At 61.0% G+C, this 13,421-nt stretch carries 10 protein-coding genes; 5 read left to right on the forward strand and 5 right to left on the reverse strand.

Annotated elements, in window-relative coordinates:
- Positions 1-175: 175 nt before the first annotated feature.
- From AOG28_RS12630 to fecE, 4 genes are all read left to right on the forward strand, one after another.
- On the forward strand, positions 176-1,090 hold the full coding sequence (locus AOG28_RS12630) for a Fe(3+) dicitrate ABC transporter substrate-binding protein (RefSeq protein ID WP_054556662.1): 915 nt from the start codon (positions 176-178) through the stop codon (positions 1,088-1,090).
- A 77-nt stretch (positions 1,091-1,167) separates the two neighbouring features.
- Complete coding sequence (locus AOG28_RS12635) at positions 1,168-2,118, forward strand: iron chelate uptake ABC transporter family permease subunit (protein ID WP_054556727.1); 951 nt, start codon at positions 1,168-1,170, stop codon at positions 2,116-2,118.
- On the forward strand, positions 2,118-3,077 hold the full coding sequence (locus AOG28_RS12640; protein ID WP_054556663.1) for a FecCD family ABC transporter permease: 960 nt from the start codon (positions 2,118-2,120) through the stop codon (positions 3,075-3,077). The genes AOG28_RS12635 and AOG28_RS12640 overlap by 1 nt, the downstream gene beginning before the upstream one ends.
- A complete protein-coding gene (gene fecE / locus AOG28_RS12645) occupies positions 3,078-3,893 on the forward strand; it encodes a Fe(3+) dicitrate ABC transporter ATP-binding protein FecE (RefSeq protein WP_054556664.1) in 816 nt (271 codons plus the stop codon). It begins immediately after the preceding gene.
- Positions 3,894-3,998: 105 nt separating this feature from the next.
- On the opposite strand, the gene AOG28_RS12650 is transcribed toward fecE, so the two are convergent.
- Positions 3,999-4,430, reverse strand: coding sequence for a SufE family protein (locus tag AOG28_RS12650; protein WP_054556665.1), 432 nt, complete (start codon positions 4,428-4,430; stop codon positions 3,999-4,001).
- A gap of 111 nt (positions 4,431-4,541) precedes the next feature.
- Entirely contained in the window at positions 4,542-5,804 is a 1,263-nt protein-coding gene (locus AOG28_RS12655) for a tyrosine-type recombinase/integrase (protein WP_082388764.1), read from the reverse strand.
- Between the two features lie 496 nt (positions 5,805-6,300).
- On the opposite strand from AOG28_RS12655, the gene AOG28_RS12660 reads away from it, so the two are divergent.
- On the forward strand, positions 6,301-7,266 hold the full coding sequence (locus tag AOG28_RS12660; RefSeq protein WP_054556666.1) for a DNA-binding protein: 966 nt from the start codon (positions 6,301-6,303) through the stop codon (positions 7,264-7,266).
- Between the two features lie 189 nt (positions 7,267-7,455).
- Here the strand turns inward: AOG28_RS12660 and AOG28_RS12665 are convergent, their stop codons facing one another.
- From AOG28_RS12665 to AOG28_RS12680, 3 genes are all read right to left on the reverse strand, one after another.
- A complete protein-coding gene (locus tag AOG28_RS12665; protein ID WP_043334244.1) occupies positions 7,456-8,862 on the reverse strand; it encodes a PhoH family protein in 1,407 nt (468 codons plus the stop codon).
- A 376-nt stretch (positions 8,863-9,238) separates the two neighbouring features.
- Positions 9,239-11,821, reverse strand: coding sequence for a TRAP transporter permease (locus tag AOG28_RS12670; RefSeq protein WP_054556667.1), 2,583 nt, complete (start codon positions 11,819-11,821; stop codon positions 9,239-9,241).
- Between the two features lie 513 nt (positions 11,822-12,334).
- Entirely contained in the window at positions 12,335-13,318 is a 984-nt protein-coding gene (locus AOG28_RS12680; RefSeq protein ID WP_215824541.1) for a TAXI family TRAP transporter solute-binding subunit, read from the reverse strand.
- Positions 13,319-13,421 lie beyond the last annotated feature (103 nt).

Below are 13,421 nucleotides of genomic sequence, written 5' to 3' on the forward strand. Positions count from 1 at the left end.
CGTTATCACGCGCCAATGGCATCCTGCGCCTCGAGGCGATGATTCCTGAGTGGGCACCTTGTGACTGAAACGTTGTCAGACGCATTTGCGTCACGATTCATGCAGCAAGGCCCCGCGACACCAGCTTGCCAAGTTGATGCATGCACCGACCAATGATTCAAAGCCGGAGTCATACATGAAGTTTCGTTCCCTACTTTTCGCCGTTGTCACGGCTGTCGTCGCCTGGGTGCCTGTCGCCCAGGCTGGGGCCATCACGATCAACGACGGTAGCCACGACGTCACCATTCCCGAGACTCCTGAGCGCGTGGTCGTGCTGGAATTCTCCTTCGCGGACTCCCTCGCCTCCATCGGTGTTCCCGCCGTAGGCGTCGCGGACGACAATGACCCGAAGCGGTTGCCAGCGGAAGTGCGCAATGTGCTGGGGGACTTCGCTTCCGTGGGTAAGCGTGCCCAGCCAAGTATCGAGGCTATTGCAGCGCTCAAGCCGGATTTGATCATCGCGGATGTCAATCGTCACACCAAGATGTATGACCAGCTGGCAGCTATCGCACCGACCTTGCTACTGCCATCGCGTGGTGAGGATTATGCCGAAAGCCTGGAATCGGCCCGCATCGTGGCCAAATCGGTCGGCAAGCGCGATGCCATGCAGGCGCGCCTTGAAAAGCATGCCGACATCATGGCGAGCTATGCCGAGAAGGTTCCCGATGGCGCCAGTGCCGTGTTTGCGGTAGCGCGCGAAGACAGCCTGTCTCTGCACGGCCCGGACTCCTATGACGGCTCTGTCCTCGAGGCTCTAGGCCTGGAGGTGCCGGATGCGGGGTCTGATTCCCAGAACTTCGTCGGGCTGGAGCAGTTCCTGTCCGTCAATCCGCAATACTTCATGGTGGGCGATTATCGTCATCCCTCCATTGTGGACAAATGGCAGAAAGAGCCACTCTGGCAAATGCTGACGGCCGTCAAACAGCAGCATGTCTATCATGTTGCCCCCAATGCCTGGGCCCGAAATCGCGGCATCATGGCCGCTGAGAAGATCGCTGCCGATGTTGCTGCGATGTTTGATGACCGTTATCAGGATGTCCAAAGCCGATAATGTCGCCCATATCACGTACCTCGAGCAGCCCCGCGCCTCGCGGGGTGTCTTCAGCCCTCTATGCCTTGCTGTCACTGATGGCACTGCTTGTGTTGAGCTGGTGGTCCTTATGGGCCTTCTCGACCTTTACTCTGACACCAGCCAACATCTGGCACTTTCTCCTGCAACGCCAAACTGGGGGCATGACCTCACAGATCATCGGTCAGATCCGTCTGCCGCGAACCCTGGCAACAATCCTGATCGGCGCTCTGCTGGGCATGGCAGGACTCTTGATGCAGGGCATCTCACGCAACAATCTCGCCTCTCCCAGCATGTTGGGCGTAACAGGTGGCGCAAGCCTTGGGCTGGCATTGGTCTCCAGCGGCGTGCTGCCCTTCTCTCTCCCGCTTGGTAATGCGCTGATTTCCGTGATTGGTGGCGGCGCTGCCTGGTTGATCGTCTTCATGCTGGGCGCTGCATGGTCGGCACAGGCCTCACGTGCGCGATTGGTGCTGGCAGGCATCACCGTGGCAGCACTTTGCGCCAGCATGACGAGACTCGTGGTACTGCTGGCGGAAGAGCGTGCCATGGGCGTATTGAACTGGCTGGCCGGCTCGATGGTAGGAGTGCGATGGCCAGAAGTATGGCTGCTGTGCGTCGTGTTCGTGCCAGCCTTCCTGCTGTGCATCGTGCTGGCCAAGCCGCTCAATTTGTTGAACCTCGGGGATGAGAATGCCCAATCACTGGGCGTGTCCCTGACGCGCCTGCGCGTTCTTGCCTTCACCGCTGGCACGATCATGGTAGGCGTCACGGTAGCCGTGGTTGGACCTATCGGCTTCATCGGCTTGATGGCACCCAATATCGCGCGACGCCTGATTGGTGTGGACTATCGCCCGCTGGTGCTGGGCAGCTCGCTGTGTGGTGCCATCCTTCTGCTCGTCTCCGATATCATTGGTCGCTGGGTCGCGTTCCCTTCCGAGACACCTGCAGGCGCGATTACCGCCTTGATCGGCGCGCCTTTCTTCCTCCTGATGGCGAGGAAGCTGTGATGACTGCCACATGGAAACTGAGCCTCCTGTCTGTCACATCGGCGATGATGCTGCTGCTGGCACTGATGCTGGGAGAGCATACCGTCAGCCTGCCCGACATCACGCGAATGCTGCTGCAGCACGATGCGCAGGATTTCGTGGTCTGGAACCACCGTTTGCCGAGAAGCCTGATCGCACTGCTGACTGGCGCGGCGATGGGAGTTTCCGGCGCACTGGTTCAAGGCATCATCCGCAACCCATTGGCATCACCGGATATCTTGGGCGTGACGCAAGGTGCTGGCTTGGCACTCAGCATTGCCCTGCTCATCTTTCCTACCACACCTCCCGAACTTCTCCCGCTGGTGGCAGGCATTGGCGGCTTCTGCGGCGCCGCACTGTTGATGTCCTACCATATCGATGATTTCGAGCCGGTCCGCTTTGCGTTGACTGGCATCGCGATCTCGGTAACGTTCTCCGGGATCACCGAGTTCCTGTTACTGACCCACCCTACCGAGGTCAACACCGCTCTGCTGTCACTCACGGGCAGCCTCTGGGCACGTGGCTGGGAGCAGATCTGGCCTGCGGCGTCTCTGGTGCCGATGCTGATCGCCTCGTTGCTGCTAGCCAAGCCTCTGGATCTGACGGCACTAGGTGATCAGTCCGCCGCCGCACTGGGCGTGCGGATGAGCTGTCTTCGCTGGTGTGCTCTAGGGCTTGCGGTGATGATGGTCTCGGTCTCGGTATCCATCGTCGGGCCGATCACTTTCGTGGGGCTGGTCTCGCCACATATCGCACGCAGGATCGTGGGTGGCAGACACCTTCAGGTACTGCCTGCCGCGGCGATCATTGGTGCGATGATTCTGCTGCTGTCGGACACCGTGGGGCGAGCACTGATGCCACCTTCAGAAATCCCCGCTGGAGTACTTACCGCCATCGTCGGTGCGCCGTACTTCCTGTGGTTGCTTTACAAGGTCAAATAGATGACAAGCGCGACGATTCTCGAGATCAACGACCTCAAGCTGGGCTATGGCAATAGCGTTATCATCGATGGACTGGATGTCGAGATCCCCAAGGGTAAGTTCACTGCACTGGTTGGCCCGAATGGCTGCGGCAAGTCCACACTGCTCAAGAGTCTCGCACGGACTCTGCCACCGTCTCGCGGCACCATCACATTGAAGGGCAAGTCGATTCACAAGACATCGGCCAAGGCATTGGCGCGCGAGATCGCCTTCCTGCCGCAGGTGCTGACCATTCCAGAGGGGATCAGCGTACGCGAGCTGGTGGGGTATGGACGAAGCCCTTACAACGACCTCTGGGGCCGACTGAAAGCCAGCGACCGCAGGATCGTCGATGAGGCAATCGAACGCGTTCAGATAGGCGAGCTGGCCGATCGATGGCTGCACGATCTGTCCGGTGGCCAACGACAGCGCGCATGGCTGGCAATGGTGCTCGCACAGCGTGCGCCCCTGGTACTGCTGGATGAGCCGACAACTTATCTGGACATCAATCACCAGGTGGAGTTAATGGACATGATCCGTGACATGGTCGCGCAGGGACAGACGGTCATCGCCGTGCTGCATGACTTGAACCAGGCCTTTCGTCATGCCGATCACATCATCATGCTCAAGGAGGGGCGTTTGGCGATCAGCGCCTCTCCCGAAGAAGCCGCGACGTCAGAGTTGATGCAGCAGGTCTTCTCGGTGGAAGCGGAGATTCATCCCGACCCGCTGGCAGGTTCGCCAATGGTCATCGTTCGACAATCGCCCTGTGAACGGCAGCCGTCCCCCGCAGCCTGACACCTCGAGACTCTGATGACACAACGCCCGCGCTGCCAATGGAAATCTGTGTGGCAGCGCGGGCGTTGTGTCTCTATCTTTCAGCTCAGCGCTCAGTGGGCAAAATTACGCGTTGGCATGCAGCTCGGCCACACCGTAGATGCGCTTGAGCATCGCATGCAGGCCGTTGGAACGTGTCGGCGAGAGGTGCTTGTCGAGGCCGAGCTCATTGAGGAAGGTCGGCTGGGTGGCGACGATTTCCTGCGGCGTCCGGTCGTTGTAGATGCGCAGTACCACGGCGATCAGGCCTGCCACAATGGCGGCGTCCGAGGTCGCCTGGAAATGCAGGCGCTGCTCGCTGCCTTCGCCACGCACTTCAGGATGAATCCAGACGTTGGACTGGCAGCCGTCGATCTTGGTCTCAGGGCCTTTCAGTGCTTCCGGGTATTCCGGCAGCGCCTTGCCCATGTCGATGATGTACTGATAGCGGTCCATCCAGTTGTCGAAGAAGCTGAATTCCTCGACCAGTTCCGCCTGCGCTTGTTGCGCGTCGCTCATGCTGACTCCCGATGATGTCACTGCAAATGTCTGAAGATACGCTGTCGCCATGATAACGCCTGACCTCGCCGGACGCACGGCGCCTTCGGGCCTGAGCGTGTGTGACAACGCTCATTGGTCGTGCTCTGGCGCCTCAGGCGGATGGCCTGGCGTCGCCAGCGAATGTCTGGTCATCTGCTGCTGCCACTCGCTGTCCTCGGCGTGCAGGTAGCGAGATGTTGTATCCAGTCGCGAGTGTCTGGCGGAGCGCGACAGAAAGCGCAGCTCTACCCCGGCCTGTGCCTGATGGGTGATCGCGGTGTGGCGCAGCCAGTGAGGGCTTGCCTGATCGAGGGTGCGTGCCATCAGCTCGCTGGCATCGCCGGGGCTCTGGATTCGCTGGCGCATGTCGTTGGCGGCCTGGGAAAAAGCCTGCTTGATCAAGCGGTAGAGCTGGTTGTCGCCGAGCGGTGTCGTGCCATCCAGACGTGCCAGCAACGGCAGCGACTCATCGGTGGGCAGTGCCTGCGGCAGATCACTGAGCCCGCGCAGGCGTCGCCAGCGAACCAACGCCTCGAGCATCGGCGGCGGCAACGGAATCTCGGCTAGCTTGGCGCCCTTGCCTATCACCCGCCACCACCACTGACCTTCCCGCTTGACGATATCGCCCATCCTCGCGGCGGCCATTTCCGCGATGCGGGGCGCCATCAGATAGGCGAATGCGAACAGAAAGCGCTGGCGCTCGGCCATGAAGCGCTCGCGGGACACTCCGTCCTCAGGTGAAGCGCCGACCGGTGTCAGCTCCTCGCAATGCGCTTCGATACGCCCCCACAGCCAGTCCCACAAGGGGCGCTCGAGATAGCGTTCGATGCGCAGCGTGCGGTTGTCCATCCGGCGCTTGTCGCGCATCAGGCGGAACGGGTTGCGTGACAGGTAGCCAGCCTCGATCAGCCAGGCATACATGCCCTGTAGAATCACCAGGCTCTGACGGCGGCTGGCGGGGGCCAGCGGGCCGCGAAAGGGTCGCCACTGCGGATGCTTGCGGGCGCGCACGCTGCCGATCCAGACCTCTGCAGGCTGAGGGTCGGCCAGAAACGCCTCGAAGTGCTCAAGGCGTTCGCGATCCAGACTGGTCAGGGCAGATCCTCTGCCCTGCTCTCCCTCGGCCTTGAGCCATAGCAGCAGGCGCTCCGCTTCCTTGCGATAGGCACGAAGCGTCTGAGCGCTGTGGCGATATTCGTTGAGCCAAGAGGCCACGGCCTCGACATCCGTCCGGGCGCGAATCAGTGAGCGATCATCAGTGGTCGTTAGCTGGGCATGCTGCTGCGCTCTGGATAGCTCGCCCTCCAGATGCCCGACCAGCGCCGTGATGCCGTCATGTGTGCTTTCTTCCACCGATCAACTCCCGTTGCTGCCTCTCGGCTGTATATCGCCCGTCGGCGTGTCATAACAGGCGTGCGCCGCTCTGTGGCGCCCCTGTCCTTCTCTTGTCTGCCCTTTCCTGCTCTGTCCTTCTCTGTTCTATCCAGGCTTGCCCTGTCCTCGGGGCTGATTGTGACGTTATGGCCATGATAATTCAAGATAAGGCGCGTAATCATGAATTTATAAGTCCTCCTGTATCGTAAATTACGCATTACGTAATATGTAATTATCTTTATCTTGTCAAAAAACATCGCTAAGATGGGCACCAGGCTGGGGGTGGACTGATGGCAGAAGAAGGCGAGCGGCATCCAAGGTATTGCTCTCGTCAGATGGTGTGGTCCATCCGCTGCCTTTACGTGTACGAGAGCGCGTGCTGGAGAGTGGTAGTTGGCCGCGCTTCGTGGCGTAATGGCGGTCAAGCAGCAACGACTGACGACGTATCAATGACGGACTACGGACGGAGATTCCCATGGCGCGCACTGGCGTCCAGTACGAGGATGTACAACGAGCCATCGAGTCACTGATGGCACGGGGCGAGGCCCCGAGCGTGCAGAAGATTCGTGAAGTGCTGGGGACCGGCAGCTTCACCACCATCAGCGATCACCTGCGTGACTGGCGCCAGCGGCGCGCCGAGAAACGTGACGAACCGCTGAGTCAGGCCATGCCTGACAGTCTCACCGAGACCCTGGCCACGGTCTGGAAGGAGGCGCAGTCACTGGCCAATGAAAGCCTGGTGCACTATCGCCAGGAAGCGGACAAGCAGACCGTCGAGGCGCGTGAGGCCGAAGCGCAGGCACAGCGCCGCGCGGAAGATGCCGAACAGCGTCTCAGCGCCCTGTCCGAGCAATTGGCCCAGGTGCAGGCGCGCCTTGAAGAGCGTGTGCAGGCCTTGGCGACGTTGACCAATGAGCAGGAGCATTGGCAGCAGCTGCAGGACAAGCTCGAAAAGCGTCTGTCCCTGGCCCAGGAAGACATCGCGGCCATGGAGCGCACGCGCGAAGTGGACCACGAGCGCCATCAGCAGGCGATTCAGGCGCAGGAAAGCGAGTGGAAGGAGCGCCTCGCACAGGAAGAGGCGCGCCATGAGGCCAGTGAAACGCGCCTGATGAAGATGCTGGATGATGCGCGCCTCGAGAAGAGCGAGCTCGACAAGCAGCATCGACGCCGTCAGGAGCAGCTCGAGAAGCGCGTCGAGCGTCTCGATGCCCAGGCAGCCGAGCAACGCAAGCAGCTGCAGGAAGAAGAGCGTCGCCGCTTTGAGGAGAGCTCGGCTCGCCAGCAGCGCGAGACGGAGCTCAAGGACATGCGCGCGCAGCTGGAGCACTCCTCGGCGGAATACTCACGCCTGGAGGCCCAGCTGGGGCAGCTGACGCATGAGAACAAGCTGCTCAAGGAACGCCTGGCCTTTGCGCCCTTGCCGCCCTTCGTATGCTGAAAGCCTTGCCGAGTGATCGCCACGCACTTGCGGCGTGATGATCTCCATGACTGACGTGATGCAATGCACACGAAAACGCCGCCCTGATGGGCGGCGTTTTTTGTCAGTGCTGTTGAGATATCAAAACCGTCAGTGTCGTGATGGCGACGCCATCGGGTGAACCAGGTTGTCAAAAGTGTGGCGAACATCTCACAGCAGCTCTTCCGCGACCAGCGCCAGACGTGAGCGCTCGACACACTTGAGTGTCACGTGACTGGCATGCGGCCACGAGCTGAAGCGCTGCACTGCCACCGCCAGGCCGCAGGTGTTGGCGGTCAGATAGGGAGTGTCTATCTGGCCCACATTGCCCAGCAGTACCACCTTGGTGTTGGCGCCCGCCCGTGTCAGCAGGCCCTTGAGCTGCTTGGGCGTCAGGTTCTGGGCTTCATCGATGATCAGGAAGGTATCGCTCAGCGTGCGGCCACGCATGAAGGATGGTGAACGAATCTGGACACGATTGCCGATCCAGGCGCGCGTGGCCTCCTCGTTCCAGGCGCTGGTGCCTTCTCCCTCCTTGCGCAGCAGGTTGTCCATGTTGTCATGGAAGGCTCCCATCCACGGCGACATCTTCTCTTCTTCGGTGCCGGGCAGAAAGCCGATCTCTTCGCCCATCGCGATCGGCGCGCGGGTGAAGATGATGCGCTCGAAACGCTTCTTCTCCAGTGTCTGCTCGAACGCGGCAGCCAGCGTCATGTAAGTCTTGCCGGTGCCTGCACTGCCCGCGATCGACACCATGTCGACGCTGTCGTCCATCAGCAGGTTGAGGGCGAAGTTCTGGCGACTGTCATGGGCATTCACCCCCCAGGCGCTGCGCTCGTTGCGATAGTTCTGCAGCACTTCCAGGCGTGCATAGTCGTGCTCCAGCTCGCGCACGATGGCCTCGAAGCTGGCGCCATCATCCCCATCACAATCCGCGATCAGCATGCCCGGGTACCAGTCCTTGGGCATCTGGCCTGACAGCTCATAGAAGGTGCGATGGTGCTCGCGCGTGACGGTGACATCGACCTGCATGTCGTCCCAGACGCCCTGGCCGTCGTGGCCGGCCTCATGAAAGAGCTTGACGCCCTCGATCATGGCGTCGCTGTCGGTGAAGGCGCGATCCGTTAGATAGTCTTCCACCGCCATGCCCAGGGCGGCGGCCTTGATGCGTAGGTTGATGTCCTTGGTCACCAGGATGACCGAGGCGTCCTGACAGCGTGCAGACAGGCTGCGAGTCTCGGCGAGAATACGATTGTCGGCGCAGGCGTCGCTCTGATCGACATGGCCGGAGAGGAAGTGAAGGTTGCCCGCGCCATTCATGGAAGGCGGGAGCGGAATTCCACGCAGGATTTCCTGAGGTGTGACATCCGCGGTGAGATCGGACAGCGTGCGGCTGATCTGGCGGGCGGTATGGGCAATCTCCTTGTTGCCATTCTTGTGCTTGTCCAGCTCCTCCAGCACCGTCATCGGGATGACGACATCATGCTCGTCAAACTGGAACAGGGCTGAGGGGTCGTGAATCAGCACGTTGGTATCGAGGACGTACAGACGACGGGACTGCTTCTCGACTCTTACCATTGGCGACATGCCTTCCGTTGGAGTGTGCCCCTTGAAGCTAGCATGATGAATATGTCGATCGTGTTGCAAAAACGCGTTCATATTTCACGCTAGCCTTGCAGACAGGTCACGCAAGGCAGGCGCATACTGTTGCTCCCTCATGAAATGCCCTCTTGCCTGGCGCCTGACAGCATCATGCTGAGCAGCGCCAACCTGTAGCAGAGAGAGCCAGCCGCGCCGCACGCAAAGTCAGCGCCTCAGGTATAAGACAGCGCCGCAGGCATGAAAAAGCCGCCCACCGAGCATCTCGGGGGCGGCTTTTGTTTATCCCCTCACGGCATCCGCCGTGAGGGTTGGCGCTGAAACGCTATCTTGTCGAGCGGATAGCGCTGCGGCGTCAGGCAACAGCGGGGTGCTGACGACGTCGACGTACCTGCAGGAAGCCGATCAGCCACAGCAATGCCAGTGCCGGCAGCATGGCGATTTCCTTCGGCGGACGCTCAGCCGTCTGCTGGATGCCATCGATGGTGTAGTCGAAATCGATGCCGGCCTGCTGTGCCACGCTGCCGTACTCGATCATGCTGACCAGTACCTGCTCGTCGCTGATATCCAGCGTCAGGCCGACATCGGTCAGACGGGCTTCGCCACTCTCGGCGTCAGAGACCGGCAGCAACACGGTCTTGGAGACCTCGTCGCCGTCCAGATTGATGCCCGAGACGTGAATCGGCAGCTTGCTGTCCACCGGCGCTTCGGCGATCAGCGTCTCGATCTGCTGCGGCGCGGCCATGGTGGTCGGCGGATAGATCATGTCCCACCAGTAGCCCGGACGGAACAACGTGAAGGTGATCAGCAGCAGACCGATGGTCTCGTACCAGCGCGTACGCGTCAGCCAGTAGCCTTGCGTCGCCGCCGCGAAGACCAGCATCGCCGCGACGGCCGAGGCCACCGTGATCGCCAGGTGCCAGTAGCTGTCGATGTTCATCAGCAACAGGTTGGTATTGAAGATGAACATGAACGGCAGGATCGCGGTGCGGATATCGTAGGTGAAACCCTGGATACCGGTCTTGATCGGGTCTGCCTTGGCGATCGCGGCCGCCGCGAAGGCGGCTAGCCCCACCGGTGGCGTGTCATCGGCCAATATCCCGAAGTAGAACACGAACAGGTGCACGGCGATCAGCGGCACGATCAGGCCGTTTTCCGCGCCCAGATTGACGATGACAGGTGCCATCAGCGTCGAGACGACGATGTAGTTGGCAGTCGTCGGCAGGCCCATGCCCAGGATAAGGCTGATCACGGCGGTGAAGATCAGGATCAGCATCAGGTTGCCGGCCGAGATGAACTCGACGAAGGCGGTCATCTTGAGGCCCAGCCCGGTCAGGGTCACGGTGCCCACGACGATACCTGCCGCCGCGGTGGCCACACCGATGCCGATCATGTTCTTGGCACCGATCACTAGGCCATGGAAGAGGTCTTCGCCACCGCGTTGTGCGGCGCCGCCGACATTGCCTTCCTTGCGGAAGATGGCCACCAGCGGACGCTGGGTCACGGTGATGAAGATCATGAACAGCACGGCCCAGAAGGCCGATAGCCCCGGTGACATGCGTTCGACGGTCAGGCACCACACCAGTACCACGACCGGCAACAGGAAGTAGAGACCGACCTTGACGGTCGGGCCGACCGGCGGCAGTTCATCGATGTCGCCTTCCCCAAGCTCCGGGAAGCGTGCCGAATAGGCGATCAGTGCCACATAGGAAGCCAGCAGCAGCGGCAGCACGATCCAGACCGCGCCATCCCCCGCCAGGGTCTTGATCCAGCCGATGCCGTAGTAGACGACCAGCGTGAGTATCCCCATGCCAATGAAGACGGTCAGGAAGGTCAGCAAGGTCGCGATCATGCTGGTCTTCTGGGTGCGCTTGAGGCCTTCCATGCCGGCCTTGCACGCTTCCAGGTGCACGATGTAGATCAGGGCGATGTAGGAGATCAATGCCGGCAGCAAGGCATGCTTGATGACGTCAAGGTAAGGAATGCCGACATATTCGACCATCAGGAAGGCCGCGGCGCCCATGATCGGCGGCGTCAGCTGGCCATTGGTGGACGCAGCCACTTCCACGGCGCCCGCCTTGGTGGCCGGGAAGCCGACCTTCTTCATCAGCGGGATGGTGAAGGTGCCGGTGGTGACGACGTTGGCGATGGAGGAGCCGGAGATGATGCCGGACAGGCCAGAGGCGACGACGGCGGCCTTGGCCGGTCCGCCCCGCATGTGGCCGAGCATGGAGAAGGCCATGCGGATGAAGTAGTTGCCGGCGCCAGCACGTTCCAGCAAGGCACCGAACAGCACGAACAGGAACACGAAGTCGGTGGAAACGCCGAGCGCGACCCCGAATACCCCTTCCGTGGTCAGCCACTGGTGGCCGAGCAGCTTGTTGAGGCTGGCCCCGGCATGCGCGATGACATCGGGCATGTAGGCGCCGAACAGGCTGTAGAGTAGAAAGACGCTGGCGACGACCGCAAGGGGCGGCCCGAGTGCGCGACGCGTGGCTTCCAGCAGCAGGACCAGGCCGATTCCCGAGAACACCAGGTCCACGGTGGTATAGGCGCCAGCGCGACGTGCCAGTTCATCACTGAAGATCAGCACATAGGCGACACCCGCCACGGCGAAGATCGCCAGGGCCCAGTCATAGAGGGGAATGCGATTGGCGGGAGCACCCTTGTAGGCCGGGTACGCCACGAAGGCCAACGAGATAGCAAAACAGAGATGCACGGCGCGCGCGGTGTCGGAATTGAGCAGTGACAGCGGCGAGGCGTGATAAAGCTGGAACAACGACCATGCCAGTGGAATCAGCCACATGAAGTGGCGGCCCACGAAGCCCACGGGATGACGGCCGCCGGTTTCCGACTCCAGCATCTCGAGGACTTCAGCATCATGATGCGTCTCGGCGTCTGGCGCCTGAGACGTTGCTGCAGTTTGGGTTTTGGTCATTTTTTGTGATCCGGTACGCGAGTCAGGCGATGGCTGACAGGTCACCTTCTTGCTCGACCAGAAGGCCCTGCTCAACCACATGCTTATCAAGCTGGTTACGTCTTCAGTATGTCCGGCCTGACAGATGTTTCCATTGATTCACCCGTTCAGGGCGTAAATTTCCTGAACGATTCCTTGAACGGGCAGCGAGCTAGGCTCGTGACGAGCGTGAGACCTTGCCTGGTCACGCTTGTCCATGCTGCGGCTGCCGTCACGCCACTTGCCACTCGCAGGCAAGTCCTGGCGGCGCGCTGACGGCGGGTGTCTCTGCTGTGCTTTCCCTGCTCGGCCTTTTCCTGGTTGGCCTTTTCCTGCTCGACCTGAGTGGCCGCCCGGGAATGCAGACTTTCCACAAGCACGGAGACCGCAACGAGTGCGGTCTCCGGGAATTCCCTGTGCTCCCTGTGCTCGGATCCCTGAGCGCAGGGTGAGCGTTCATGCACGGCGCCTCGCAGGCGAGGCGCGCAGGGCATATCACTCGCTCAGCAGGCCAGCTTCCTTGTAGTACTGCTTGGCGCCATCGTGCAGCGGCGCCGTCAGGGAAGCATTGACCATCTCTTCCTTCTTCAGGACCTGGAACGCCGGGTGCAGGCGCTGGAACTGATCGAAGTTGTCGAACACGGCCTTGACCACTTCGTAGGCGACGCGGTCTTCGACTTCGGCACTGGAGACGATGGTTGCGCGGACACCGAAGGTGGTCACGTCGTCATCGTTGCCGCGGTACATGCCACCCGGGATGGTCGCGACGGAGAAGTAAGGCTTCTCTTCGACCAGCTTGGTGACGGCGTCGCCGGTGACATTGACGATATTCGCGTCACAGGTGGTGGTCGCTTCCTTGATGGAGCCGGACGGGTGACCCACGACGTAGACGTAACCGTCGATCTTGTTGTCACACAGTGCGGAAGACATCTCGGAGGCCTTGAGCTCGGAGGCCACGGAATACACGCTGGTGTCCTTGTCCTGCGAGGACAGCAGAGTGTCGATGGTCGAGCGCTGACCGGAACCCGGGTTGCCGATGTTCATGCGCTTGCCTTCCAGCTGGTCGAACTCGGTCACGCCGCTGTCCTTGCGAGCGACGACGGTGAACGGTTCCGGGTGCAGGGAGAACAGTGAACGCAGGTCCTTGTTCGGGCCGAAGTCTTCGAAATCGCCCTTGCCTTCATAGGCATTGTAATGCGCGTCAGACTGGGCAACGCCCATGTCCAGCTCGCCGGTACGGATGCTGTTCAGGTTGTAGCCCGAACCGCCCGTGGACTCGACGCTGCAGCGAATGCCGTGTTCGGCCTTGCCACGGTTGACCAAGCGGCAGATTGCACCACCAGCCGGATAGTAAACGCCTGTTACACCGCCGGTGCCGATGGTTACGAAGGTCTGCTCGGCGGCGCTGGCGCCTCCGGAGATCCCCATCAGGCCAAGACCTGCGGTCGCGACCGCCGCTGTCAGCGACTTCTTGATCATGGTCATGTTGAAACTCCCTTTGCTGGCTTGTTATTGGTCTTGCCGTCGTGCACCTCGATACCTGCCAGACCCTTGCTTGTATCGCGTGTGAAACAGGCCGATT

The sequence above is a fragment of the Cobetia sp. UCD-24C genome, from assembly GCF_001306765.1.
In the GTDB taxonomy this organism is placed as follows: domain Bacteria; phylum Pseudomonadota; class Gammaproteobacteria; order Pseudomonadales; family Halomonadaceae; genus Cobetia; species Cobetia amphilecti.

Excerpts from the sequence above, each read along its gene's own strand:
- AOG28_RS12635 (WP_054556727.1), top strand. The coding sequence starts at position 1,168 with ATGGCACTGCTTGTGTTGAGCTGGTGGTCCTTATGGGCCTTCTCGACC.
- AOG28_RS12650 (WP_054556665.1), bottom strand. The coding sequence starts at position 4,430 with ATGAGCGACGCGCAACAAGCGCAGGCGGAACTGGTCGAGGAATTCAGC.
- AOG28_RS12670 (WP_054556667.1), bottom strand. The coding sequence starts at position 11,821 with ATGACCAAAACCCAAACTGCAGCAACGTCTCAGGCGCCAGACGCCGAG.
- AOG28_RS12640 (WP_054556663.1), top strand. The coding sequence starts at position 2,118 with ATGACTGCCACATGGAAACTGAGCCTCCTGTCTGTCACATCGGCGATG.
- AOG28_RS12660 (WP_054556666.1), top strand. The coding sequence starts at position 6,301 with ATGGCGCGCACTGGCGTCCAGTACGAGGATGTACAACGAGCCATCGAG.
- AOG28_RS12680 (WP_215824541.1), bottom strand. The coding sequence starts at position 13,318 with ATGATCAAGAAGTCGCTGACAGCGGCGGTCGCGACCGCAGGTCTTGGC.
- fecE (WP_054556664.1), top strand. The coding sequence starts at position 3,078 with ATGACAAGCGCGACGATTCTCGAGATCAACGACCTCAAGCTGGGCTAT.
- AOG28_RS12630 (WP_054556662.1), top strand. The coding sequence starts at position 176 with ATGAAGTTTCGTTCCCTACTTTTCGCCGTTGTCACGGCTGTCGTCGCC.
- AOG28_RS12665 (WP_043334244.1), bottom strand. The coding sequence starts at position 8,862 with ATGGTAAGAGTCGAGAAGCAGTCCCGTCGTCTGTACGTCCTCGATACC.